The 25,076-nt window shown below is 58.6% G+C and carries 21 protein-coding genes; 14 read left to right on the forward strand and 7 right to left on the reverse strand.

What is annotated here, in order from left to right; all coding sequences use genetic code 11:
• On the forward strand, nucleotides 1-486 hold a 486-nt coding region (locus tag AAAB35_RS12395; RefSeq protein ID WP_340668585.1), incomplete at its 5' end, for a DUF2950 family protein.
• A 462-nt stretch (nucleotides 487-948) separates the two neighbouring features.
• Here the strand turns inward: AAAB35_RS12395 and AAAB35_RS12400 are convergent.
• From AAAB35_RS12400 to AAAB35_RS12420, 5 genes are all read right to left on the reverse strand, one after another.
• Nucleotides 949-1,338, reverse strand: a complete 390-nt coding sequence (locus AAAB35_RS12400) for a GSU2403 family nucleotidyltransferase fold protein (protein WP_340668634.1) — start codon at nucleotides 1,336-1,338, stop codon at nucleotides 949-951.
• The gene (locus AAAB35_RS12405) at nucleotides 1,335-1,532 is read right to left on the reverse strand and encodes a GSU2403 family nucleotidyltransferase fold protein (RefSeq protein WP_340668586.1); all 198 of its coding nucleotides are present in this window, start codon (nucleotides 1,530-1,532) and stop codon (nucleotides 1,335-1,337) included. Before AAAB35_RS12405 ends, AAAB35_RS12400 begins: the two co-directional genes overlap by 4 nt.
• 696 nt (nucleotides 1,533-2,228) lie before the next feature.
• Nucleotides 2,229-3,464 carry an adenylate/guanylate cyclase domain-containing protein gene (locus tag AAAB35_RS12410; RefSeq protein WP_340668635.1) on the reverse strand — a complete coding sequence of 412 codons (1,236 nt, stop codon included), beginning with the start codon at nucleotides 3,462-3,464 and terminating at the stop codon, nucleotides 2,229-2,231.
• Between the two features lie 153 nt (nucleotides 3,465-3,617).
• Complete coding sequence (locus AAAB35_RS12415; protein ID WP_340668587.1) at nucleotides 3,618-4,838, reverse strand: glycosyltransferase family 4 protein; 1,221 nt, start codon at nucleotides 4,836-4,838, stop codon at nucleotides 3,618-3,620.
• Nucleotides 4,839-4,909: 71 nt separating this feature from the next.
• Nucleotides 4,910-5,479 carry a MarR family transcriptional regulator gene (locus AAAB35_RS12420; RefSeq protein WP_340668636.1) on the reverse strand — a complete coding sequence of 190 codons (570 nt, stop codon included), beginning with the start codon at nucleotides 5,477-5,479 and terminating at the stop codon, nucleotides 4,910-4,912.
• Between the two features lie 198 nt (nucleotides 5,480-5,677).
• Between AAAB35_RS12420 and AAAB35_RS12425 the strand changes: the two genes are divergently transcribed.
• From AAAB35_RS12425 to AAAB35_RS12485, 13 genes are all read left to right on the forward strand, one after another.
• Nucleotides 5,678-7,447 carry a type I secretion system permease/ATPase gene (locus AAAB35_RS12425; protein ID WP_340668588.1) on the forward strand — a complete coding sequence of 590 codons (1,770 nt, stop codon included), beginning with the start codon at nucleotides 5,678-5,680 and terminating at the stop codon, nucleotides 7,445-7,447.
• Nucleotides 7,444-8,862 carry an HlyD family type I secretion periplasmic adaptor subunit gene (locus AAAB35_RS12430; protein ID WP_340668589.1) on the forward strand — a complete coding sequence of 473 codons (1,419 nt, stop codon included), beginning with the start codon at nucleotides 7,444-7,446 and terminating at the stop codon, nucleotides 8,860-8,862. Before AAAB35_RS12425 ends, AAAB35_RS12430 begins: the two co-directional genes overlap by 4 nt.
• 302 nt (nucleotides 8,863-9,164) lie before the next feature.
• Nucleotides 9,165-9,824, forward strand: a complete 660-nt coding sequence (locus AAAB35_RS12435) for a calcium-binding protein (RefSeq protein WP_340668590.1) — start codon at nucleotides 9,165-9,167, stop codon at nucleotides 9,822-9,824.
• Nucleotides 9,825-9,896: 72 nt separating this feature from the next.
• Nucleotides 9,897-12,158: a glycosyltransferase family 2 protein gene (locus AAAB35_RS12440; protein WP_340668591.1), complete on the forward strand. Its 2,262-nt coding sequence runs from the start codon at nucleotides 9,897-9,899 to the stop codon at nucleotides 12,156-12,158.
• Between the two features lie 71 nt (nucleotides 12,159-12,229).
• A complete protein-coding gene (locus tag AAAB35_RS12445; RefSeq protein ID WP_340668637.1) occupies nucleotides 12,230-13,000 on the forward strand; it encodes a class I SAM-dependent methyltransferase in 771 nt (256 codons plus the stop codon).
• A complete protein-coding gene (locus AAAB35_RS12450; RefSeq protein ID WP_340668592.1) occupies nucleotides 12,997-14,253 on the forward strand; it encodes a glycosyltransferase family 4 protein in 1,257 nt (418 codons plus the stop codon). The genes AAAB35_RS12445 and AAAB35_RS12450 overlap by 4 nt, the downstream gene beginning before the upstream one ends.
• A 10-nt stretch (nucleotides 14,254-14,263) precedes the next feature.
• Complete coding sequence (locus AAAB35_RS12455; protein WP_340668593.1) at nucleotides 14,264-15,040, forward strand: hypothetical protein; 777 nt, start codon at nucleotides 14,264-14,266, stop codon at nucleotides 15,038-15,040.
• Nucleotides 15,041-15,059: 19 nt separating this feature from the next.
• Entirely contained in the window at nucleotides 15,060-17,300 is a 2,241-nt protein-coding gene (locus AAAB35_RS12460) for a hypothetical protein (protein ID WP_340668594.1), read from the forward strand.
• The gene (locus AAAB35_RS12465; RefSeq protein ID WP_340668595.1) at nucleotides 17,297-18,625 is read left to right on the forward strand and encodes a glycosyltransferase family 4 protein; all 1,329 of its coding nucleotides are present in this window, start codon (nucleotides 17,297-17,299) and stop codon (nucleotides 18,623-18,625) included. Before AAAB35_RS12460 ends, AAAB35_RS12465 begins: the two co-directional genes overlap by 4 nt.
• 45 nt (nucleotides 18,626-18,670) lie before the next feature.
• Nucleotides 18,671-19,858, forward strand: coding sequence for a polysaccharide pyruvyl transferase family protein (locus AAAB35_RS12470; RefSeq protein ID WP_340668596.1), 1,188 nt, complete (start codon nucleotides 18,671-18,673; stop codon nucleotides 19,856-19,858).
• Nucleotides 19,858-21,075 (forward strand): hypothetical protein, encoded by a 1,218-nt coding sequence (locus AAAB35_RS12475; protein ID WP_340668597.1) that lies wholly within the window; start codon nucleotides 19,858-19,860, stop codon nucleotides 21,073-21,075. Before AAAB35_RS12470 ends, AAAB35_RS12475 begins: the two co-directional genes overlap by 1 nt.
• 56 nt (nucleotides 21,076-21,131) lie before the next feature.
• Nucleotides 21,132-22,151 carry a UDP-glucose 4-epimerase GalE gene (gene galE, locus AAAB35_RS12480; protein WP_340668598.1) on the forward strand — a complete coding sequence of 340 codons (1,020 nt, stop codon included), beginning with the start codon at nucleotides 21,132-21,134 and terminating at the stop codon, nucleotides 22,149-22,151.
• A 140-nt stretch (nucleotides 22,152-22,291) separates the two neighbouring features.
• Nucleotides 22,292-23,299, forward strand: a complete 1,008-nt coding sequence (locus AAAB35_RS12485) for a LacI family DNA-binding transcriptional regulator (protein WP_340668599.1) — start codon at nucleotides 22,292-22,294, stop codon at nucleotides 23,297-23,299.
• 31 nt (nucleotides 23,300-23,330) lie between these two features.
• On the opposite strand, the gene AAAB35_RS12490 is transcribed toward AAAB35_RS12485, so the two are convergent.
• Nucleotides 23,331-24,128: a transporter substrate-binding domain-containing protein gene (locus AAAB35_RS12490; RefSeq protein WP_340668600.1), complete on the reverse strand. Its 798-nt coding sequence runs from the start codon at nucleotides 24,126-24,128 to the stop codon at nucleotides 23,331-23,333.
• Nucleotides 24,125-25,075 carry a N(4)-(beta-N-acetylglucosaminyl)-L-asparaginase gene (locus tag AAAB35_RS12495; protein WP_340668601.1) on the reverse strand — a complete coding sequence of 317 codons (951 nt, stop codon included), beginning with the start codon at nucleotides 25,073-25,075 and terminating at the stop codon, nucleotides 24,125-24,127. Before AAAB35_RS12495 ends, AAAB35_RS12490 begins: the two co-directional genes overlap by 4 nt.
• Between the last annotated feature and the right edge of the window lies 1 nt (nucleotide 25,076).

A 25,076-nucleotide genomic window follows, 5' to 3' on the forward strand; every position in this document is an offset into this window, starting at 1 on the left:
GCAACGATCCAGACCATGCATGACTACGCCAACGCCCAGCACGAATATGCGCAGGAGGACAGGGATGGTGATGGTGTCTATGAGTTTGCTCAGAAATTGATCAGCAGGGAAGGCGCAAGGGACGGCCTTTACTGGGCGCCGGGAGCAGACGGAGAGGAGAGCCCAGCTGCCGCATTGATCGAGAGCGCCGCTTTCGGAAAGGCCAAGAAAGGCAGCGGCTATTATGGATATCGCTATCGGATCCTTACCGGACAGGGGGCAAATGTCGTCGGCGGAAAGCAGAGCTATATCGTCAACGGCAACATGACCGGCGGCTTCGCTCTCATCGCCTGGCCGGTGGAATATGGGGTAACGGGTGTACAGACGTTTATCATCAATGACGTCAGTCCTGTTTACCAGCGGGATTTTGGGAGGAACACCGAAGAGCGCGTGTCCGCGATCAAGGAATTCAACCCGGACGACAACTGGACGGTGGTCGAAGAGTAGATTTGGCGCACTTTCGAGGCCTCCTGAGCCCATGATATGTGATGCTCAGCAGCAAATTTCATCACAGGCTGATCGTCGGCTTGTCGGTCTTCTCTCTCGCATCCGGCCCGCAAGCCAGCTTACTGCCGCTCGGTTTCCAACTGCGGACGTTAACCCGTGTCGCCGATTAACTGTTACATGCTTTACCCTTGTTGGTCCGACAACCCATACTCGCCATCAAATACGGCAACGTAGGAATGCCATATGCTTAAGATAGTCCTCGCGGTACCCTGCTCTCAACACAGTTACCAGCACTGTCGCGGGAGTTCACTCGTGAAACCTTGCCGGCAGAACCCTCGAGTGGCGCGCAATTGAGGCTGTCATCTGGGGTATGCCGACAGTGAATGCCGAACTCATGTTCCAAGCAATGAAGGAAGCTAGCGCAGACTTCAATCAGATCGTCTGCTTCCGGCCCGAGGTCGATCACCAATTTGGTGTGAGATTGGGCTCGCCGGTTTCGTTTGATGCATTGAGCTCTGCGGTAAGCTGCCGTAATGACAAGGGTAGGGCCCGCAGATCGTCGCAATCGTAGCGAAGATGCGGCAGGCGGGCGCCGATGAGTTCGGCCACGACCCGGGCTTGCTTTGCGTCACGCGACTGTATGACAGCGTCGCGATCGCAATGGCGAGACAGCCACAATTTGTGAAGTGCGAAGGCTCGCGGGTCCGGGCAGGAAAAGCTGAGCGGATAGCCGCGTTGCTCGATCATTACGGCCGAAACCTTCGGACTGTTGACAAGCCATGCGAGACCTTCGATTTCAACGGCGCGCAGGCCACCATCCTGAGCACTGTTCTTCGGCGTCGGCCTGATCAGATCGACAAGAAAGCCATCGCGGTTGGCGGCCGGTAACTGTTCTTGGCCAGCGGTTCGAAGGAATGAGCGACTTTTTTCAGGATACCGATCAACCCCTTTTGTGAGGCGTTCTTGCCGATCAGTCGCAGGCTGAATCGGGAATCCATCAGGAGGTCCACGTCTTGCGTCGAGAGAAGACCACTACTGATATGCACACCGGCAAGGCGCTCATAGACAAACAGGGCATTGGGTTCCCACGACTGTGATTGCGGTACCTAATCAATCCGCTCTTGTACAACGCCCGGATGATGCGTGCTGTCAGCTGTGGCACGCGGCCTATCGACAGTGCTCGGTTGACAGGGGCGAGTTCATCGAGACGCTGTGCAAGACGGGCCACGCGTTCCTTCGATTGTTGGCGACCAGCGTGGAACTGCCTGTACGCAGTTTCGGTTTCCACCGAACGCGGGCCGAGTGATTTCCAGATTCCACCCGTTTTCTTGTAGAGATATTCCTTGTCGTTCGTGCTTGTCTTCCACGACATGGAACCGGAAAAGCGCTGCTCATATTCCCTGAGCCTCGTTCCATAGGTTTCGTAATCCTGTTCAGTATCGACAAGCTGACGAATGATCTGAGTTTAATTCTCTGAAATCGTTCACATTATCCCGTGGTGTCGAATAAATCTTCGTAATGGGGATAATATATCAACTGTGGTGCAGAGTTAGAAAGAGGAATTCAAAGGGATTATCCCTATTCAAATACCGCAGTCGCGCCGCAGGGTTAATCGGGTGGCTGCAACTCCCCCATAAGGCGGTCTGAAGGGCGCGGACATATTCTAGGTCGTGGCGACTATGCGATGAATGTATTGACCGCCAGTGCGCTGTGGGTCAGTGGCAACAGTCGATGCCATCGACTCACACCGAAGCCATGGCCTTCTGGATGATGACCGGATCGATCGTGAACAGTTCCTGCGCCCGCCCGACTCCGCGCAAGGCAAACTTGCCGACGCAGACGAGTTTTGAGCGAAACGGGTCCGGCAGCGTCGCGGCGTAACGCTCTGAAATCAGGATTTCCTGGTCAACGGACCGGCACATCGAGGCGATGCGGCTGACTTCGTTCACCGCCGGCCCGACCACCGTAAAATCAAGACGGGTATCGCTGCCAATATTGCCAAAAAACACCTCGCCAATATGCAGGCCAAGGTAAACATTGGTCGCGGGTTGGCCGGCTTCAATGCGTTGCCGGTTGAGGACGACCAGTCTCTTGCGCAGCACGGCCTGGGCGCGCAAGGCCGCGGTTGCAGCGTCTGCCGAATCGCCGTCGGTGAAGATCGCGAGCGTTCCGTCGCCAATCAATTTGAGCACGTCACCGCCCATCTCCTGGATCGACGATATGACGGCCTCGGCATAGTCGTTCAGCATCGGGATGATGGCATCAGGGGCAGCAGCGTCGGATATGCGCGTATAGTCCCTCAGATCCGAATACCAAAGGACCGCCTCAATACGGTCGGCAGCGCCGCGATTGATCCGGCCTGCAAGGACACGCTTTGCGGCATCGTGCCCGAGATAGACCTCCGCCAGGGTCCTGACGATACGAGTCAGTGAGGCACACTTCATGGCGAGCGCAAGACCGTTCACCAATCGCCGAAGAGCGGCAATATCAGCCTCACTGAAGCCCTCGGGATGATCGCAGGTCCATGATGAAAAAAAACCGTCCATTTCGCCGATGCTGCCTTGCCTGGAAAAATGGATGACCATTGCAAGATAGTCAGTGCATCCTTCATCCTTCATGGTTGCGAGCTGGCGAAACGCCAGCGTTTCGTCAGTTGTCAGCCTTTGCCGCATCTCGACTTCGCCGACCTGCAGCAGATGATAGAATGTCGATGCCTGCCAATTCTCGGCGCTTTCACCAACTTGCGACGAGCCATATTCGATGATCGCGCGTTCGAGCTCGCCCTCGCGGCGCCACAGGAACACCCGTCCCTCATAGATTGGATGCAGTGTATCGACAAATGCGTTTCCACGCTCGAGCCTGATACCAGCCGCAACGCACCGTTCGCAGAAACCATTCATGAGATCGGTTTCCGATGCTCCGCAAATGCCCTGGGCGTTGAGCCAGGACTCGATTTCAACGATTTCGGCTTCGGTCACAGTTTTCACATCCATTTTTGCGATCAAGAAGAGGTAACATGCCCGGCGCGTTTGACAAAGGATTCCAAGCCACGGAGAGAATCGGCGCCAACAAAATACCAGCGGTCTGGGCGACATTTAAGATCACAGTGCCGCAATCACAAGCGTCAGGCGTCAGCCGGCCTTCAAGACGGCATTGATGAGGGCTTTTTGTCGCCCAATACAATCGATCAAACGGAAGTTGCGCTCGATCGTGCGGCGCGCGGCAACGCGCAAGGGGAGAAATCTTTGCGGTTCCTTGAGGACGTCGAGTATCGTTTCGGCAAGGGCGTCTGTATCGTAAAAAGGAACGAGAAGCCCGTTCTGTCCGGAGCGAATGACCTCCTGAACCGGCGCGGTATCGGAGCCGATGATCAGGGCGCCGCAAGACATCGCTTCGATGACCGACCAGGAGAGGACGAAGGGATATGTCAGGTAAATGTGTGCCGTCGACACCTGATAGAGCTTGCGCAACAGGTCATGTGAGATGGCGCCGGGAAACACGATCCGCTCTGCCGGAATATCGTGGTCCGCCAGCAACTTATCCTTCCAGGAACCGCCTCCGGGCGGGGGATTGCCGTAGCTGACGCCGTCTGCGCCGACAAAGACGAAAATAGCCTCGGGGTGGCTGCGAATAACCTTCGCCGCCGCAGCCAGCGCCTGCGGAAATCCTCTGTACGGCTCGAGGTCGCGGGCGACGAATGTGATGATGGGCGGATCGCCGGGTTTAAGCAGCCGTCCGTCCGGAAACTTGAGGCTCGCGCTGCGGTCGGGGCGGAAACGCTGGGTATCGACGCCTTCATGACAGACGGCGATTCGCCGTTGCGCCTGAGCCGGGTAGAGGCTTTTTTGCCAGCGCGTCGGGCTCATGCCGCCGTCGATCGCTTCAAGGGTGAGAAGCTGAGCTGTATTGCGCAGGCGCAACCGCTTTCGGGTGTCGATGTCGGGGATGTCATCGGGGGCAAATCCGACATCGGCTCCTTCAGCCCGGTAGAAGAATTCGCAATAGCCGATGGCGGGCACCTGCGGCAGGATGTCCTTGACGAACATCATGCTGCCCCATCCGATATGGCCAATGATAATGTCCGGTCTTTCGCCATGACGAACCATTGCATCGAACGTCTCCGCAACGCGGTGTCCGATGCGCACATGGTGGTCCGGGATCCCCAGGTGGCGCGCCATCTGGCCGTCGGCCCGGGGACCGGGCTCGACGCGATGGCGAATGACGCGCACCGATGGAATACGCCGATCGACCGTTTCGCTGATCAGGCTGACGTCGTGCCCCGTTTCGGCAAGGTGGGAGGCCAGTGCCGCAAACTGCCCGAAGCCACGCCTGTGAACAAATGCTACATGCATGACGTCAGCAACGGTCCGAAGAGGGAACGCGACGGTCGCCCGAAGCTTCGCGGGTGTTGCGCAAATGCAAATCAGATTCCGTAGCGCGCGGCATTGCCCCAAACCAGTTCGAGCCGATGCAAGGTCTGGAAGGCGATTTCCAGGTTGCGAAGGTCTTCTGCGTTCCGCGCGAGCATTCGGTTGTAGGCGCCACCTGCATTGCGCAGATCAGCACACAATTGCTCACCTTTTTCCGTCAGTCTGATACGCGCAGATCGTTTGTCACGCTGCGACGCGACCCTGTCGATATATCCTCCGTCAGCAAGCTGCTTCAGGTAATACGAGATGTTGGAACCGACATAATGACCGCGATCCAGCAGTTCTCCAACCGACAGCTCGACGTCCCCGATCGCCAAAAGAACCATAGCCTGGGCCGGGCCCACGTCCTCGATTCCAAGCCTCGTCATTTCATTGCGCAGAACGCCGGCAAAGCGACGATTGACGCGTTCTATCATGCGCGCCAGTTCGAAGTGCGTCACGACAACCGTATGATTCGCCGGAGTCGCCTTCTTGATATCTGCTGTTACTTCAGGGAAATCGGCGGTTTTGAAGCCGTCGATAGATGTTTCGACTTCCACTCCTTCGTGCAGAAGTTTTTGTATCATCCTTCTCTCCTAGTCTATTTTACTTCAAAATTTGAAGTAAGTTACAAGTATATTCTCGGTTCTCCTTCGTTGATTTCCCCACCAAAAGAACTTTTTTCTGTCACATTCTGTGCAGTAATACTCTATAAGTCTATTTCATTAGACCGAGGCCCCAGGGCTAACCAAGGGCTGTGTCATTTCCAAGGCAGATCACAGATGACAGATACTCGTCAAATCAATCCAAATGGCAAGAGCCATGCTGGTAAAAAAGCGCTGTCGGCGGCACTCGCAGAGCCAAAAGCGCTGGTTTTACGGGCACGTAGGATATTCATGGCGGGCTTGCTCTATGCCGCTCTGCTCAGTGCCTGCATCAGCATTTTGCAACTTACAGTACCCTTGTACATGTTGCAGGTGCATGACAGGGTTCTAAACAGTCAGAGTAAGGACACGCTTGTCATGCTCACCATTCTGGCGGTGGGCGGACTTATTGTGTTCGGCGTGCTTGAGTTCATTCGCGCCATGTCGTTTCAGGCAATGGGAAGTGCGCTGGTGCGCCGGCTGAACCTTCCGGTTCTGTCTGCTGCCGTCGAGGCGTCGATCGATCAGGGCCTGCCGAAGGCGACGCAGTCGCTGCGCGATCTTACCGAACTGCGCAGTTTTTTGACCTCTTCGGCCGTAAGTGCCCCGCTTGATGCGGCCTGGTCGCCAATTTTCCTCGCGGCACTTTTTCTAATGCACCCGATCTACGGCATTATCGGCGTTATCGCCGTGATCGTTCTGGTCTGCTGTGGCGTGATCACCGACCTGATGACACGCAACCTGGTGAAAGATGCAAATCAGGCCAATATCGAGGCGGTTTCGAAGATAGGCGCCACGCTTCGTCATGCCGAGGTCATTGAGGCGATGGGCATGTTGCCCGCGCTTGCGCGCCGCTGGCGTGCGCTGCAGATGAATGCGATCGGCCTTCTCGATCTCGGTGGCAGCCGCAGCCGCGCCATGGCGACGATTGCCCGCACATTGCGCTTCATGGTCCAGATCGCGGTCCTTGCCGCAGGCACGCTTTTGGCAATGGACCGCCAGATCACGCCGGGCGCCATGATTGCGGCGAGCATTCTCGTCGGCCGATTGCTGCTGCCCTTCGATCATGTCGTCGATAACTGGCGTCTGTGGGTACAGGCGATCGGCAACTGGCAGCGCATCCAGTCATTGCTTTCGCAGAATCTGGCGGTGCGGCAGACAATGCCGACACCCCGCCCCCATGGCGATCTTGTCGTCGACAAGCTTGTCTATGCGGCGCCGGGGGTTGACGTGCCGATCATCAAGGGCATTTCATTTTCCCTGTCGCCAGGCGAGGTGCTTGGCATCGTCGGGCCATCGGCGGCCGGCAAATCGACCCTGGCCCGCCTGCTCATCGGCATTGTTCGCCCGACGGCAGGCGGCGTGTTCCTCGACGGCAACAATGTTTATCTATGGGAGCGCGGGTCATTCGGCGAGATTGCCGGCTATCTGCCCCAATCGGTCGCTCTGCTAGAGGGCACGATTCGCGACAACATCGCGCGAATGACTGACAGCGAGCCGCAACGCGTGCTTGAAGCCGCACGCCTTGCCGATGTCCATGAAATGATCGGACGCCTGCCGCTTGGTTACGATACGCCGGTTGGCGATGGCCGCCTGACGCTTTCGGGCGGGCAGAGGCAGCGCATCGGCCTGGCCCGCTGCCTCTACAACAATCCGAGGCTGATCGTCCTCGACGAGCCGAACGCCAATCTCGATTCGGTTGGCGAACGAGCGTTGATGCGAGCCATCGAGCAGGCGCGCGACGACGGCGCCATCGTCATCATGATCGCCCATCGCCCAACGATCATGCAGGTGGCTGACAAGCTCCTTGTCCTGGAGAACGGCCGGATCACCCAGTTTGGGCCACGTACGGACGTGGTCGCCTCGATTACGCCGGTCAATTCGAAAATGGGGGCTGCCGGAGCATGAGTGACAAGACCACGAAAAACTTGCCGGTTCGCGCAAACGCGACCCTCCCCTCGCAATCGGCAGGCGGCCTGCCCGCATCACATCGGCCGATTGCCCGCCCAGTCTGGTATACCGAGCTTGAGCACGATTCCGACCATCCGCCGCTGCGCCGGCTGATCATTGCTGGCGTTTTGACCATTACCATCGCATTCGGCGGCTTTTTCGGCTGGGCCTATTCAGCCGAACTTGGCAGTGCGGCTGTGGCTATCGGCAGCGTGATCGTTGATTCGAAGCGAAAGACGGTTAGCCATCTCGAGGGCGGCATCCTCGATCGTGTTCTCGTTCAGGAGGGCGATGAGGTGACGGTGGGCCAGCCGCTAATCAAGCTCGACGACACCCGTGCCCGTTCGGACCTCCAATCCCTGCAGAGCCGCCGCGTCGGCCTCATTGCCAAACTTGCGCGTCTGCGCGCCGAGCAGGCAGGCCAAGGCGAAATCACGTTCCCGGCCAACTTCGGCGAGGTGGGCGATATCTCCGCCGACAGCGCCATGAAAGCCGAGCAGGTCTTCTTCGCCAAACGTCAGACCCAAAAAGAAAGCAAGATCGACATTCAGAAGAAGACGATCGAGCAGTATACGGAACAGGCAAAGGCGCTCGATGTGCAGACCAGGGCGACCGACCGTCAGATCGAACTCATCGATGAACAGCGCAAGGCGATTGCCAGCCTCGTCGCCAAGGGCTTTGCCCAGCGCTCAAAGCTTATCGAAATCGACACGCGTTTGAGCGAGCTTGCCGGTGACCGCGGCGAATATGCCGGCGACAAGGCCAAGGCGGAACAGGCCAAGGCCGGCGCCGAATTTGCCCTGACCGGCATCGAAAGTGACATGCAGGCGGAGATCGCCGGTGAAATCACCACAAGCCAGGTCGAACTTGCCGATGTCGAAGAGCGGATCGTGGCAGCAAAGGATGTGATGCGCCGGGTGGAGATCAAATCACCCCAGGCCGGTATCGTCGCCAACATCCGGCTGCGCACGCCCGGAGGCGTTGTCGCGGCCGGTGAACCGCTCCTTGATATTGTACCGGAAAACGAGCCGCTCGTTGTCGAGATGAAGATCGGACCGCGCGACATCGACAGTGTGTCAGTGGGCTCGCCCGCCCAGGTGCGCCTCACCGCCTATAATCAGCGTGCGCAAGCGCCCCTTGATGGCAAAATCACATATCTTGCCGCCGACCAGCTGGTCGATGAGAAGACCGACGCGGCCTATTTTGTCGCACGCGCCGAGATTACACCGCAATCGCTGGCGGCCAATCCGCAGGTCAAGCTTTACCCCGGCATGCCGGCCGAGGTGGTCATTGTGCACAAGTCGCGCAAGGCAATCGAATATATCACGTCACCGATCGCCGACAGCTTTAACAGGGCCTTCCGCGAGGATTAGAGGCAAAAAAGGGGCAGAAATGCCCCTGATCCATTATGTTTGCAGAATACTTCAAATTTAGAAATAAAATAGTTCCAAATAATATACATATCCAAAGTAGTATTGTGTCAAAGATAAATTACTTTCACGAATTATTACATGTCATAATACGTTCGTGTAATAATTTGTTACTATGTATTGCCACATTTATATTCCAAGACTAGGTTGCATTTCGATTTGGTGCAGTGCACAATCGTCAGAGCATAAACGTCGGAACAGTTCCGGCATTTAGTAAACTCAAAGCAGGACAGAAGGAGAAGCAGATGGCCACTTTAGAAGGCGGCGCCTACGACGACGTTTTGTTTGGCTCGCGTTTCGATGACTTCATCCGCGCCCATGGCGGTGATGATGTTGTCTTTGGCGGAAATGGTCATGACACGATTTTTGGTGATGAAGGGGACGATCTCCTGTTCGGCGAGAAGGGCGATGATGCTCTGTTTGGCGGCGAGGGAACCGACGTCCTCTTCGGTGGCAATGGTGATGACGTTCTGAGCGGCCAGGCCGGGGATGACGTTCTCTTCGGCGACAAGGGCGACGATGTCCTCCAGGGTGGAGAAGGCAACGATACGCTTTTCGGTGGTGCAGGAAGCGACGTCCTGCTGGGCGGTGCCGGCAATGACTTCATTGCAGGCGGTGCTGGCGATGACGTCCTTATCGGTGGTGCAGGCAATGACGTGTTCCAGTTCACCGGCGGCGGCGGCAACGATGTCGTGCTCGATTTTACCCCTGGGGAAGACATCCTCCAGATCTCCAGTGGTATCAACGGCCAGGACATCCATTCCGCAGAAGACCTCGCCTCGCGTGTTACCCAGGTTGGCAACAATGTGGTCGTCGACCTTGGCCACGGCGATTCCGTTACTCTGGTCAACACCAGCTCGGACGATGTCCAGGCTCATCCGGACAACTATTTCACCGTCCATTGATCGTGAAATCGAATTGCGCGCTCCGCTCCATGCGGGGCGCGTTCCTTCCGATATGAATGAAAGGGCCGCGTATTGAACCTCGATTATTCGACGGACATTGAAGGCGATACTGAGAGTATTTATGTCTCCCGGCTCTGCGCGGACATTGCTGTCCTGATCTGGGACCTGCCTGGCGCGATGCGGGCATCGACCAAATGCGTGCTAGAATCAAAAGAACAGCCCGTTCCTCTGGTCAGCCTCAACATTCCTCTTGAAACGGGAGGCCAACGCGTTCTTTGGGCGATGCGCACCAAGGACGAGCCGATTGGCCTGACGCTTTCTGCCGGCGCGCTTGGACCGACGGAACAAACGATGCTCTATCCGGCGGCGGAGCTTGCGCATATCGACGTGGATCGCGCCGTCAACAATCTGTCGGCAGCCGGACACATCAAGCTTCTTACCAATCTCCTGAGCACCTGGCGCAGCATGTTCCGTCTGTCGCAGAACCAGGTTTTCGCCGGCGTCGTGCGTGAGATCGCCCTTGCCCTGACGCCGGAGCCGCGCAAGATACGCGTCTGCGCGCAGCCGCTCGATGGCCAGCATCTGCTTGAAACTGCGATTGATCCGGAACTCGGCGAAGTAACGTCGATCTACGCGATAGGCTCAAATTCCGTCTCAGCCCTGCCCTCGAAGTTCGTGATTGGCAGCCGTGTGCGCAAAGGCTGGCAATCGTGCCACTTGCTCGTCGAGTCGACCAAGCCCCTGCCGCAATCCTTTCATATCATTCTCACCGGCAAGAATGGCCTCGCCATTCGCGAACTGACGGATCGAGCGGCGGCACCGGACGAGTTTCAGAAGTGGTGGAGCAAGCACCAGACCCATCCCGAGCTTCGGGAATTCCTCGTCCGCCAGCTCGCGCAGATTCCGACGACCGGTATTGCAACGGCGATCGACATGCAGATGCGCGCGCCATTGACAGCGCGGCAGATAGCAAAGTCGATGACGCATCCCGCTGCGGAGATCGATCTTGCGCTTGCCCTCAATGGCGGACTGCTTGTCGGCGGCTGGACACACGATCCGTCATCCATGCTCGCAGGCATCGAACATCTGACCGAGGAAGGGCGGATTTTGCCGCTCAAGCCGAATTTCTACAAGTTCCCCGGCAAGACTGAGCAACGAGAAGACGGCTTCGGTGCGGACGTTACCGGCTTTGTTGCATGGCTGCCGCAAACCTCATCTCAAGGACCCGTGCTTCAGCCACGCTTCCAGATGCGCCTGACCTCCGGCGCAACGGCGCCGCTTATTCCGCCGTTGCAGCCTTTCGAACCCGCAGCGCAGCGCAACCGGATACTGCGTGCCGTGCCGCCGCAGCATGCGCGCAGCGAGGTCTTCGAGAATATCCTCGCACCTGCCCTGACAGAGGTCGAACGCAAGCTCGGCAAAACGGTGCGCATCGCGGAGACAAAGGCATTTGGCGTCATGCCTGCCGCGCCGCTCGTTTCGATCGTCGTACCTCTTTATCGCAATCTCGATTTCCTGCGGTTCCAGCTTTCGGCCATGGCGACGGATCCGTGGCTCGTTGAAAATGCCGAGCTGATCTATGTGCTCGATTCGCCCGAGATTCAGGATGACACCGAACATCTCCTGGGCGGCTTGCATCTGCTGCATGGTCTGCCGATGAAGCTCGCCATGATGAATCGCAATGGTGGTTACGCACGTGCCTGCAACGCTGGCGTCAGCCTTGCAAGCGGTACCGTGCTGGTCATGCTCAATTCCGATGTCGTGCCAAGTCAGTCCGGCTGGCTCGAGCCACTGGTGCAGCCCCTGCTTGAGCAAAAGAAGCTCGGCGCGATCGGCCCGAAGCTGCTCTTTGAAGATGGCTCTCTCCAGCATGCCGGGCTCTATTTTGCCCGTGATCGACGCAATGTCTGGCTCAATCACCATTTCTACAAGGGCATGCCCGGCGATTATGCCCCGGCGCAAATCGCGCGAAACGTACCGGGTGTCACAGGCGCCTGTCTCGTCACCCGCAAGGATATCTACGACCTCGTCGGCGGGTTCACCGAGGACTACGTGATCGGCGATTACGAAGACAGTGATCTTTGCATGAAGATTCGCCAGATCGGCTTCCAGGTTGGCTATCAGCCGGCCGTCTCGCTCTACCATTTCGAGCGGCGTTCGATCCGTCGCAGCCCCGATTACATGCGCGGATTGGCAAGCCAATACAATTCCTGGCTGCACACCGAACGCTGGAACGATGATATCACCGAACTGATGACGACTTACGCTGGCGAGGAAACGGACGATACCGTGACCGATTTCGTCAGCGAGAAGTCGAAAAGGAGTGCAGCTTGAACGAGGTAATCGCACTGAAGCAGGCGCGGGCCGAGCGTCACCTCCCCTTCAATGAAGATCATGTTCGCTGGTTGACGGATGCGGTGCTGCGCAACCGGTTTTTGCCGCGGCCGGATCCCGACAGCATTTTTGTTGGCGATGGCGATTTTCAGGCCGTTGGCGCCGAATTCCTTGGCCACTTTATTCGCATGGGCGGATTGCAGCCCAACAGCCGCGTGCTTGACATCGGCTGCGGGATCGGCCGCATGGCGGTACCACTGACGCAATATCTCGACGACGAGCATGGCAGCTATTGCGGCATGGACCCCGTTGCCGGCGGCATCAACTGGTGCCAGCGCATGGTCAGCCCCGCCTACCCCAACTTCGCGTTCCGCCAGGTGGATATTGCCCATTCGCTCTATAATCCGAAGGGTGAGATCAATGGTCTTGAACTGAAGCTGCCCTATGACAGCCGCCTGTTCGATTTCATTATCATGACCTCGGTCGTCACGCACCTGCCGGACGAGGAGGTCACAGCCTACCTTCGCGAAGTCGAACGGGTACTGGCGCCAGGCGGGCGTGTCTTCATGACCGCCTTCGTGGTTGACCAGTCGGCACAGGACAACACCGCGAAAAAGCGCGATGCACGCCTCGGATTTCAGCGCTACGACGAAGGTCCCTGCTGGTTCGTACCAGAGATGCCGCCGCTTGCGGCAGTCGGATTCGACGACGGTTTCCTCGACCGCGCATTGACGCGCGCCGGACTTACCGTCGTTACGAAATCGCTCGGCCATTGGCGCGGCGCGCCCGCTGATCACTATCAGGACGTCTTTATTGCCGAATATGTGGAGGACAGCCGATGACGCGTGTTCTCGTTGCCGCGCATAACCATCCCGCCCTTCACCCGGGCGGGACAGAAATTTTTGCGCACGATCTTTTCCGCGCCTATCAGAAAGCGGGATGCGAGGCGCTGTTCCTTGGCGCGACCAATCAGATCCATCGTCAGGAGCGACCGGGAACGAGCTTTCAAAGCATCGGCTCGAATGGCGACGAGATTCTGCTGTGGTCCGGGCATTTCGATCGGTTCTTCATGAGCCAGATCGATCTTTACGGCGTCGTGCCGGACATTGTCGAACTCTTGCAGGATTTCCGGCCTGACGTCGTGCACCTGCATCACCTGCTTTTGCTTGGCGCCGAATTCCCCCATATCGTTCGCCGCACCTTGCCGGACTGCCGGATTATCATGACCCTGCACGACTATTATCCGATTTGCCATCATGACGGGCTGATGGTGCGCACGAAAGACAAGGAGCTGTGCTACGGCGCGAGCCCTGACCGTTGTCATGCCTGTTTCAAGGATATTTCGCTCGATAAATTCGTGCTGCGCGAGCGCCACTTGAAGTCCCTCCTGAGTGTCGTTGACGGTTACGTGGCCCCGAGCGCATTCCTGAAGCAGCGTTATGTCGAGTGGGGGCTGCCGGAAGAGGCGATCAGCCTCATTCCAAACGGCCAGCCGGAGCGCCCCGCCCCGGCGCAAAGTGAAAGCTCCGCACGCCGCAAGCCGGTGTTTGGCTATTTCGGCAACCTCAATCCGTGGAAGGGCGGCACCGTGCTGCTCGAAGCGGCCAAGCAGTTAATCGCGGAGGGACTCGATTTCGAGGTGCGCGTTCACGGCGCAGCGCCCTTCCAGAGCGAAAGCTTCGTTGAGTCGATCGACAAGCTGTTTGCTGAAACTGCGCCGGTCGTGCAGCGCCGCGGCGCCTACCGCCGTGAAGACATAGCCGGTCTGATCCGCTCCGTCGATTGCATGGTCATGCCATCGATCTGGTGGGAGAATGCGCCGCTCGTCATCCAGGAAGCCCAGGGCCAGAACTGCCCTGTCATTACCAGCAACATTGGCGGCATGGCTGAAATGGTTGAGGACGGCGTAAACGGTCTGACGGTAGCGCCGAATGATCCGACGGCGCTGGCCACTGCCATGCGAAGGATCGCGGAGGATAAAGATCTGCGCGAAATTCTCAGCCACGGGGCCCGTCACCCAGAACCCATAGACACGACTGCACTGCGCTATCTCGCATTGATCGAGACACTGCGTCCTGCGCGTGTCGCAGCCTAGAGGAACGCACATGTCGATTGTGACAAAAGTGGCGCCGCAGGCTCCAGCTCCGGCGCAAGCTGTGCCGAACGCCATACCCGAACAGGATAATAGCCAGCAGGGCATCAAGGGCCGCGTTGATGCAATCGACAACAGCCGCCTCTTCGGCTGGGCCTTCGATCCGGCAACGCCCGCCAACCGCCTAACCATCCGCGTGCTCCTCGAAGGCAAGCCGATTGCCGAGGCTGTTGCCGACCGCGACCGGCCCGACCTGAAGCGAAATGGCATTGGCGATGGTCTGCATGCTTTCGATGTGATGCTGCCGGAATTTGCCGTAAGGCGCGCAGCAGAACTTAGCGTCGTCGCCATTACGACGGCCGGCAAACAGCACCCGCTGCGCGTGCCGCGCCCGGACGAGCAGGCCGCCGAGGCCCTGATTGCAGCGCCCATGGCGCGCATCCTCGACAAACTCGACGTGCTGATGGCATCACAGCGCCAGCTCCAGGTCAATCAACGGTCGATCCAGCGCCATGCAACCACGGTGATCGACGGGACGGGCAACGGCCCGACCGTTGATCTCGTCGATATCAGCAGTTCCATCGAGGCGCTGCGCGGCGACATAAACCAACGCCTGACGGAACTCGATGTTCACCTCATGCGCCTCGACGGCGTGGTGGCGGGCCTCGAAACACGCATCGGCGCGTTGCACAAGCGTTCGGGCGGCGAGGCCAAACCATTGCTTCTGCTGCTGTTCGTGCTTGTGGGCATCGCCGCTGGCGCCGGCATTTCGATGTTCGCCTTTTCTTGAGATCATGGAGTAGCAACACGTGCTTCCCGACGAAAAAGAACTTACGCCGGCGTCCCGATCCGGCAAGGCACCTGAACGTCACCCGATGGTGATGGAAGGTGAGATGGTGGTCGGATGCCCAATTGACGACACGCTTATTCTCGTTCTCGGCATCGGTGGCCTGACTTCCGAACAGGTCACAGTATTCCTGAACGGCGATCCGGCGATGAGCCTGAAGGTGCCGCTTGTCAGCTGGCACCTGAAAGACCCCTCGCCTGCCGGCACGCACGGCTTCGTTGCCATCGTGCCAACCAATATCCTGCGCCGCCGATCGCTGAAAACCGTGCTCTTCCAGCACAAGGCACAGGCAACGCGCTATGCCTTTGCGGGCCGCGCCGCCGCCATTGGCGATCTTGTTGCCATGGTGACCGATCTAGCCGGCGCGGATCTGCCCGTTGTCATCGACGGGCTGGTGGAAGGCCTCATTTCCGGCCCGATCGGACGCAAGAAGCTGTCGGCAATCACGGCCCTTCTTCAAGCGGGGGCGCGCTCGGACGGCTGCGTCGAACTCATCGGCGGCAGCGACGAGGGCGAAATCTTCGTCCAGGGCTGGGCGCAGGACCTCACTCCATCGGTGACGCGCCTCCTGATCAGCGGCAAGACGCCTTCGATCGCCGAGTGCGCGATCAGCGTCTTTGCCCGTCCCGATCTTCAGGACCAGGCATCCGGTTTCGCCGGCCTCCTGCTCGCCAGTGAAGTGGTCGAGCCCAACGACATCGAGCGGCTGCTGTTTCGTGGACGCCGCGGCTGGCGGTTCACCGAAGTCTATGACCGGCGGGTGATCGCCGGATCCCGCGAAACGCCGGGCCACGTGCGGGCAATCCTGCCGCGCGTCCGCAGCTCGACGGAAATCCTCCTTCGGATGCGATCGGCCGCCAACCGGTTTGATGGCGCCGAGACGGTTTCGACCTTGCCGTTCCCGGTACGCATGGGCATCGACAATGTCTACCGCGTCGAAGGCAGCGGCCTGTTGGTTGCCGGCTGGCTGCTTGATCCCGATAGTCACGTCGAAGCGGTCAAATTGCGGCGCCATCGCGGTGAGGCGCAGCTCGACGGCAACTGGACGCGCGTCGACCGGCCCGACGTTACCCGCGGCTTCGACAACCAGCCGCCGTTCAATGCCGGGCTCAACCCCAACCGGCACGCCCACGGATTTGTCGCCTTCGCCCCGGAACTCGAGGGAGACAGCACCGCGCCGTTCTACCTCGAGCTCACGCTGAGCGATACGCGAAGGGCCTTCATGCCGCTGACGCCGACCCGCATCACTTCGCGCGATGCTGTGGTCAGGCAGATCCGGGCAATCGATCCCAATGCCTGGGCTCTGCGCCATATTGTCGATCAGCAGCTCGTGCCGCTCTTGCGCGTCGTCAGCCGCCCGGCGCCTGAAATATTCGGGGTCGTGGATGTCGGCGCCTTCGATACGGCCGAAGGTCCCGCGATCGTGATCGGCGTCGATGAGCGGGTGGAGGAAATCGCCCCGCTCCTGACGCTGCTCGCGCTCGATCCGGAAACGCGCCGGGCGCCCATCGTCATTGCCGCGGCGGCAGAGTTGATCGACCGGATCGGCGTACACGTTCGAAGGCTGGCCAACTTCTATGGCCTGCGCCTCAGGCTTGTGTCAGCCAGCGGTTCAGAAGACCTTTATGATGCGCTTGAAGTCGGTGCACGCGCGGTATCGACCGAGACGGTCGTGTTTCTCGCCGCCTCCCTCTTGCCGCGCAACAATGGTTGGTTCCAAAAACTGCTTGGCGCCTATCAGGACCGCGAGGCCTGCGTGCTTTCGCCAACTCTGGCCTATGAGGATGACTCGATCCGCTGGGCCGGCACCTGGGTGGCGGGCTCGCAGTCCGATCGGGCCCTGATCAGCCGCTATGCCGGCTACCCTATTGACGCTGTCACGGGCATGGGCACGACGGAAGTCGCTACCGCCACCTTCGAATGCTGCGTCCTACCAAGGGACGCCCTCTTTTCGGTCGGTGGTTTCACGCGCGGCTATCTCGGCACTCATGAAAAGGGCCTTGATCTCGGCCTCAAACTGAAACAGTCGGGTCTCAAATCCTATTGGCTGCCCTCGGCGCAGATGCTGGGCACAGACGACATTTCTGTTTCAGACAAGGCTTCGACGATCGCCCTGATCGAACGCATTGACCGCCAGGTGTTCGATTCGCGCTGGGCTAAGATTCTAACGAAAGATGGCATTCCATCGGAGGTCAATAAATGACTGAGCAACTTCGGGTACTCGTGGTCTCTCACGCCCACCCGAGCATTTCTCTGGGCGGCGCAGAGATCGCCTCCTATAATCTTCACAAAGGCCTGAACACGCTGCCGGGTGTCCAGTCCGTGTATCTGGCGCGGGCCGGTCATCCGATTCCCCGCCACGGAACGACCGCGCTGATGAGCCTGCGGCGCAGCAGCGACGAAATTCTTTTTCACGCGGACGAATACGACCACTTCTACCTTTCCAACAACAATACGGATGAGATACGCCGCGATCTCTTGCGTTTCGTCGGCGACCTCAACCCGCACGTCGTGCACTTCCACCATGTCCTCGGCCTTGGTCTGGAGGCGCTTTACGCAATCCGCGAGGCACTGCCCGATACGGCCATTCTTGTAACGTTCCACGAATTCCTGTCGATCTGCCACAATCACGGCCAGATGGTGAAGGCAGGTTCGGCCAAGCTCTGCAACGAGGCCTCACCGATCGATTGTCACGGCTGCTTCCCAGATATTCCGCCGGCACGCTTCCTCAAACGCGAGCGGTTCGTTCGCGGCATGCTCGAACTTGCCGATGCGTTTGTCTCGCCGAGCATGTTCCTTGCCCGCAAATATGCCGAATGGGGACTTGATCCAGAAAAGCTGAGCGTGATCGAAAACGGTATCTTCATCGACGGCGTGACGCCGCCACGCGAGCTGACGGGGCCCAAGCCACGCCGTGGCCGCTTCGCTTATTTCGGTCAGATGACCCCCTTCAAGGGCGTCGACGTCCTGATCGATGCCGTTTCGCGCGTTCCGGAAGACGTTTGGGGCGAAGATTCGCGCCTGATGATCTTTGGCGGCAATCTCGAAAAGCAGCCGCGCGATTTCCAGGATCGCATGGAGAAACTTATCGAGGACGCTGGAACGCGCGTGCGCTTTTATGGCGCCTACCAGAATTCAGAGATGCCGCGCCTGATGCAGTCGGTCGACTGGGTGGTCATGCCCTCAGTGTGGTGGGAGAACTCCCCGATCGTCATTCAGGAGGCGCTGCACCACCGTCGGCCGATAATCTGCTCCAATATCGGCGGCATGGCCGAGAAGGTTCGCGACGGCGAGGATGGGCTGCATTTCCGCGTTCGCAGCGCTGAGGATCTTGCGGACCGCTTCACCGAGGTTCTGAGCGATCAGACGATCTGGAATCGCCTGCATCACAGTATCCGGCAACCGACCAACCATATCGAGTGTGCCGAGGCGCACCTTGCACTCTACGAACGACTACTGAAATCGACACGCAACCAACCGATTAATATCACGACCAATGCGGACATCGTTCTCTCGCAAGCGAGTTGACGCTGAAACACCGTTAAGTCCGAAAGCCAAACGGAGGTAATTTCTATGGCACGCGTACTCGTAATGATCCCCTCAGGCGAAGTGTACGATCACGACAGTGTTCGCTGGTACAACTACAAGGATGTTCAGCGCAGCATCAATCATTACCACAACATTGGTGATGCTTTCGTATTCGACTCGTCGCTGAAGCTGATGAATTACGACAAGCTCGGTGTTCTTCCCATCGCTGAACCGAAGATGGAAGACATTGATCGGCTTCGCGAGGAGTATGACTACGTCTTCCTGCGTGGCTCCAACTACGTTCACCAGTCGATGGGCTGGAGCCAGACCATTCCGGTCCTCAAGCGTCTCGGCCTTCCGGTCATCGCTTTCGGCATCGGTGCGCAGGCTCCAGTCAAGGGCAAGCTCGAGCTATCCGAGGAAACCAAAACCGTCCTCCACATGATGGCTGATTCCACCGCGTCGATCGGTGTGCGTGGCGCCTACTCCGCGCAGGTGCTCTGGGACATCGGTATCCGCAACGTCAGGATCGTCGGCTGCCCGACGGCGTTCCGCCGCAACGATCCGGAAATGCGCATCAAGTTGCCGGCTCTCGACGACGTCCAGAACATCGGCATCACGATGCGCCGCGAAGTCTCCCCGACCTACGCGCAGGACATCAAGCGCTACCTGACGTTCCATCGTGACCTTGTCAAGGAACTCGCCGGTCGCTTCGATGCCGTTTTGATGTCACAGGGCGAAGTGGAAGAAAAGAAGCTCGTCTTCGGCACGGAAGAGCAGAAAGAGGAAGCGATCGCGGCGCTGAAAGCCAACAAGTGGGTTTCTGATTGGTTCCTCGATGATACTGTCGAGAAGCTCTATCGCGAGCGCATGTTCTATTCCGACGTAGTCGCCGATTATGAAGATCTGGTCCAGTCGAAGGACCTCGTCCTCGGCTACCGCCTGCACGGCAATCTGATGGCCTTGTCGAACGGCACGCCGTCGATCTACTTCACCTATGACAGCCGTACGGTGGAGTTTGCCGAGACCTATCAGATTCCGAGCTTCGACGTCTTCAGCAACAAGGAATTCAAGCTTGAAGACTATTGGGATCAGTCGCTCTTCGACAAGTACAACCGTGCCTGGTACCAGACCTATGGTGAAATGCACCGGTTCCTCACGGAAAATGGTGTCGACCACAAGATGACCGACACCAGCAAGCGCGTCAAAGAACCTGTCCGCAAGGTTGCATAATGCGCAATTGCTTCGCCATGGCTGCCGCCGCACTCGTGCTGGCGGTGGCTGGGCCTGCTCTTGGGCAGGAAACGGCGGGCGCCACGCTCGCCGTCTCCGGCCCGGAGGAAATGGTGTTCGATTGGGCAAAGCAGGCTTGCGTCAAATCGCATGTGCCTGATGCGCCGGCGCGCGCATTTCGCGATGCCGACGGTAACGTCCATCTGATCGCCAGCCATAACGACAATCGCCGCTTCAGCGGCCCCGATCTCAATAATTTGCGGCCTGAATGCACCGTCATCTATCAGGCCGAAAAATCGAACGTTCTTGATCAGTACGATGACATGGGCTGGATCAGTGGCCTTTGGACGGGCGACGGCAAGACCGTCTATGCGCTCGCTCATATGGAACTGCGCGGCAATCGCGCGCCTGGCCTGTGCAGCAACAAATCCTATAGTTCGTGCCTGTTGAATACGGTAACCGCACTGGTTTCGCGTGATGGCGGCAAGACCTTCGCACCGGAAAAAGGTTCTGGTGCCACCGCTATGGTGGCCAATCTGCCCTATCCGTTCCCCAATGATCGAAAGGCGCGTGTTGGCTATGCCAATCCCACGAACATCATCAAACGCGACGGCTGGTACTACGCCATGGTCTTCGCCGATGGATATCGCGACCAGAAGCGCGGCAACTGCGTCTTGCGCACGCGGGATCTTAGCGCCCCATCCTCCTGGCGCGCCTTTGACGGCAAGGACTTCGCGGTTGAGTTCATCGACCCCTTTCGCCAGCAGACAGCAGACGCAAAGGACCACGTCTGCGCGCCGGTATCGACGTCGAGGATTGGACGCATGATCGGCTCGATATCTGAATACAAGGGAACTGATGCGGTGATCGCCGTATTCGGCGACCGCCGCACGGAAGATGGCAAGACCGCCTCCGGCATCTATGCATCGACGTCTCGCGATCTGGTGCATTGGTCCGAGCCAACTCTCGTTTTCGAGGCACCGCTGCTATGGGAGGATAATTGCGGCGCCGAAGGCAGGGTGTTCTACCCTGCCCTGCTCGATCCGGAAGCGAAGGCACCGTCTTTCCAGGATACTGGGGACAAGGCCTATCTCTATTTCACGCGGTACCGGCTCACGGGGTGCAAGGTTACTTGGGACAGGGACCTTGTTCGCGTTCCGGTCGCGATTTCAATGGGAGGAACAGTGAAGGGACAGGGAGGAGGTACGGCGCAGTAATCGATTGGCAAGACTTGTCTATCCGAAACGTTTCTCAACCCTCCAGGAGTACTCCCATGACTGTTCTCGTTACCGGTGGCGCAGGCTATATCGGCAGCCACATGACGCTGGCCCTCAAAGATGCCGGCCGTTCGGTTGTCGTTCTCGACGATTTGAGCTGCGGCTTCCCGTGGCTGGTGCCAAGCGACGTACCGCTGGTGCGTGGTGATATCGGCGATCAGGGGCTGGTAAGAGATGTCATCCGCAAATACGCAATTACTGCGATCCTGCACTTTGCCGGTTCGATCGTCGTTCCCGATTCCGTGCGCGATCCGCTGTCCTACTATCGCAACAACACGGTTCAGTCCCGCTCTCTGATCGAGACGGCAATTGCTGAAGGAGTGAAGAACTTCATCTTTTCTTCGACGGCCGCGGTATACGGTGAGCCAGAGCGGACCCCGATTAGTGAAGACATGCCTCACCAGCCGATCTCGCCTTATGGCACTTCCAAGCTGATGACCGAATGGATGTTGCGCGATGCGGCGGTTGCCCATCCTGATTTCAACTATGTCGCGCTGCGCTATTTCAACGTTGCCGGTGCAGACCCGCAATTGCGTTCAGGCCAATCGTTCCCCCGCGCCACGCATCTCATCAAGATTGCAAGTCAGGCAGCGACGGGCGAACGCTCGCACATGGAAGTTTACGGAACCGATTATCCGACACCGGATGGAACCTGCATCCGCGACTATATCCATGTCAGCGACCTGGCGCAGGCGCATCTTTGTGCCCTGAACTATCTCGAGGCTGGCGGGCGCAGCACGGCGGCAAACTGCGGTTATGGTTACGGCTACTCGGTCCTTGAAATCATTGACGCGGTAAAACGCGTTTCCGGCGTGGATTTCACGGTGAAAGTCGCACCACGCCGTGCTGGCGATCCCGCGGTCCTAGTTGCTGGCAACGAGCGTGTGCGCAGTCTCTGCGGCTTCGTCCCGAAACGCGACGATCTTGATTTGATCGTAGGGGATGCGCTCGCGTGGGAGCGGCAATTGCAGGTCCTGAAAGCCGAACAGGAAGAAAAGACACTCATCGCGGTCTGAACATCCAGGACGGCGGACGATCACGCTTTTATCATTGAACGTGAGGTGACGAAGCGGCTAAGCATGGGGTGGTCCACGCCACCCCAAGCGCCCATGCTACGGGTTGAAGACCTGGACCAAATGGAAAGGTTTGGGGTTTCATGATCGAGCCGCGCAAGGGAACCGGACAGCCGACGATTGCCGATGTTGCCGAACTTGCGGGCGTATCGCGTGCGATCGCGTCGCGCGCATTGTCAAGCGAGCCACGGCCAGTCTCGGCCGACAAGCGCGAGCGCGTACTGCAGGCGGCGCGCAAGCTGGGCTATAAGCCTAATCTCTTGGCGCGCAGTCTCACGACCAAGACCGTCAATCTCGTTGCGGTGGTGGTCAATCATATCCACGACCTTTCGGACCTTGATCTTTTCGATCATCTGATCAGCGAGATCCAGTCGATCGGCAAGCAGGTAATCTTCGTTCGTGTCGGTTCATCACAAGGGATCGAGGAGTTCCTGCGCAATGGCATCGCCTACCACGTCGATGCTGCGCTGGTGTTCTCGGACTTCGCCGATGCGGCGAGTGTCCGCAAGATGTTTCGCAATGACAGCGTGCTGATGTTGAACGGCATGCGCGACGATGCAGCGCCAGCCATCATCCCTGATGAACTGGCCGGGATCGCAACTGCGGTTGCCGATGCCGCCGAGAAAGGTGTCCGCACCGCTCTCCTTGTAACGGGCCGCGCAGCGTCGGCAGTGGAGCAGGCGCGCGTCGGCCACTACAGATCGGAACTTCAGCGCAGCGGCATCGCGCTGATTGGCGAGTTGCGCGGCGACTATTCCTATGAGAGCGGGCGCCGCATCGCAGCATCACCGGAATGGAAAAGCGCCGACGCCGTCTTCTGCACCTCCGATGCGATGGCCATGGGCGTGCTTGACGTCCACAGAGAAGCAATTTTGAAGATCGGACCGAAGGCGTTCCTGCTTTATGGCTTCGACGATGTGACGCTGGCCGAATATGAAGCCTATCCGATTTCTTCCATAGGCTACGACAAAACCGCTTATATCAAGGAAATCCTGCGGTTCTTGACCAATACCAAGGCGTTTCGGTCGGGCGGCACATTGGTCCAAATTCCGACCTATTTCGTTTCGCGCGAGAGCTCCCGATCGAAATGAGACGGGCCGGCAAGCCGGCCCGTCCTTGTCCTTACCAAAGCGGGTTCAGCGTCGGCGGGTTAGCCTTTTCGCCCCACCATTTCTTGTAATTGGCCTCATAGGCGCCCGACTGGATATAATCTGAAACAAACATATCAAGCCAGCGCACCAATTCCGGATCGCCCTTCGCCACGGCAATGCCGATCGGGTCGTTGGAGTAAAGGCCAGGAAGCGTGACGAGGTTATCGTTCTTGGTGGCGAGATAATCAAGGAGCGAGGAATCCTCGATTGCCGCATCCGCGCGCTTCTGCTGCAGCAAGAGAACCCCATCGGGCGAGAAGTTGTCGGTATAGACGAGCTGAGCGTCAGGAACGCTCTTCTTCAGAAAGCTTTCGCCCGTTGTTCCGCGCCCGACGACGACTGACTTGCCAGCGAGATCCTGGAGCTTGGCAATACCTGAGTCCTTCTGGACGATGACGCGAAGGCCGGCGCGGTTATAAGGAATGGAGAAGTTCACCGTCTTGGCCCGCTCAAGCGTTGCGGACGTGTTTGCGACGACGATGTCAAGCTGGCCGGACACGAGCATCGAGATCCTGGCATCACCCGAGACATCAGTGAATTCGACCGGCACGCCGAGCTTTTCGGCAAGCTGTGTTGCGACATCGACATCGTAGCCAACCGGATTGTTCTTGTCGTCACGAAAGCCGATCGGCTCACCGCCGAGCGAAACTCCGATACGCACCGCACCGCGCTCGCGTATCTCCTCGATCTTGCCGGCATGGGCGGCGCCGGTGAAGGCCATGGCAACGGTCAGGGCCAGTGCCGCGATTCTTGCAATCATGATTTTCATGCATTTCCCCTTTGTGTTGTGGGCCGCGGATCGTATTGCCTCGCAATCCGCAGCTCGGGTTTGGACATTTGCGGCTCCCAGAACCAATATTTGATTTCTTCAGGGCAGCGGAAACTGGCGACTTCGTGATTGCCGGATGCATCGATTGCATGAACGACAACGCCGGCAAGAAAGCCGGTGTTCAGGTCGGCGAGATCATCGATCGCCATGTCGACCGCCTTTCGCAGCGTATGACCGAAGCGCAGGGCAAGGACGATGCTGCGCGCAGTTCCGCAGCGGATCGTCATTTCGCCCGTATGGGTGCAGGCGGCAGCCCCATAGCGGCTGTCAGCGTAAAAGCCGGCGCCGGGGATGGGCGAATCGCCAAGCCGGCCCGGATACTTCCACGCCCAGCCGGATGTCGAGGTGGCGGCATGGATACCTGCCGTCATATCCTTTGACAGAAACACGGTCGTGTCGCGGACCCGTTCCGGATCGGTGATGGCGCGGCTGAGCGGTGCGAGCGCAATATCAGGAAATGCCGCCTGTTGTTCCGGGGTCAGCTCCTCTTTCAGCCGCTCCCACCAGACGCGCTTGCTGTCATCGCAAAGGACATCGTCGAGCGGAAAACCGATCTCGGATGCAAAGCGCCGCGCGCCGTCTCCGGTCAACATCACGTGCGGCAAACGCCGCATCACCTCGCGGGCGAGCGCGGCGACCGGTAACGTGTCGGGTACCGCACCGACGGCGCCGACCTCGCGCGTCGTCCCGTCCATTACGCCGGCGTCGAGTTCCATCTTGCCAAGCATGTTCGGCCAGCCGCCATAGCCGACGCTACGCACTTTGACCTCGCGTTCTACTTCAGTAATACCGGCCACCATTGCGTCGATGCCGTGGGCACTCTGCTTGAGGAGTTCGACGGATTTTTCAAAACCGGGCCAGGCCTCGGAGTTTGCGATGAGTATCATT

It is taken from the genome of Phyllobacterium sp. (assembly GCF_037994425.1).
GTDB lineage: Bacteria > Pseudomonadota > Alphaproteobacteria > Rhizobiales > Rhizobiaceae > Phyllobacterium.

Excerpts from the sequence above, each read along its gene's own strand:
- AAAB35_RS12470 (WP_340668596.1), top strand. The coding sequence starts at position 18,671 with ATGGCACGCGTACTCGTAATGATCCCCTCAGGCGAAGTGTACGATCAC.
- AAAB35_RS12450 (WP_340668592.1), top strand. The coding sequence starts at position 12,997 with ATGACGCGTGTTCTCGTTGCCGCGCATAACCATCCCGCCCTTCACCCG.
- AAAB35_RS12490 (WP_340668600.1), bottom strand. The coding sequence starts at position 24,128 with ATGAAAATCATGATTGCAAGAATCGCGGCACTGGCCCTGACCGTTGCC.
- AAAB35_RS12430 (WP_340668589.1), top strand. The coding sequence starts at position 7,444 with ATGAGTGACAAGACCACGAAAAACTTGCCGGTTCGCGCAAACGCGACC.
- AAAB35_RS12415 (WP_340668587.1), bottom strand. The coding sequence starts at position 4,838 with ATGCATGTAGCATTTGTTCACAGGCGTGGCTTCGGGCAGTTTGCGGCA.
- AAAB35_RS12475 (WP_340668597.1), top strand. The coding sequence starts at position 19,858 with ATGCGCAATTGCTTCGCCATGGCTGCCGCCGCACTCGTGCTGGCGGTG.
- galE (WP_340668598.1), top strand. The coding sequence starts at position 21,132 with ATGACTGTTCTCGTTACCGGTGGCGCAGGCTATATCGGCAGCCACATG.
- AAAB35_RS12485 (WP_340668599.1), top strand. The coding sequence starts at position 22,292 with ATGATCGAGCCGCGCAAGGGAACCGGACAGCCGACGATTGCCGATGTT.
- AAAB35_RS12425 (WP_340668588.1), top strand. The coding sequence starts at position 5,678 with ATGACAGATACTCGTCAAATCAATCCAAATGGCAAGAGCCATGCTGGT.
- AAAB35_RS12435 (WP_340668590.1), top strand. The coding sequence starts at position 9,165 with ATGGCCACTTTAGAAGGCGGCGCCTACGACGACGTTTTGTTTGGCTCG.
- AAAB35_RS12455 (WP_340668593.1), top strand. The coding sequence starts at position 14,264 with ATGTCGATTGTGACAAAAGTGGCGCCGCAGGCTCCAGCTCCGGCGCAA.
- AAAB35_RS12495 (WP_340668601.1), bottom strand. The coding sequence starts at position 25,075 with ATGATACTCATCGCAAACTCCGAGGCCTGGCCCGGTTTTGAAAAATCC.
- AAAB35_RS12465 (WP_340668595.1), top strand. The coding sequence starts at position 17,297 with ATGACTGAGCAACTTCGGGTACTCGTGGTCTCTCACGCCCACCCGAGC.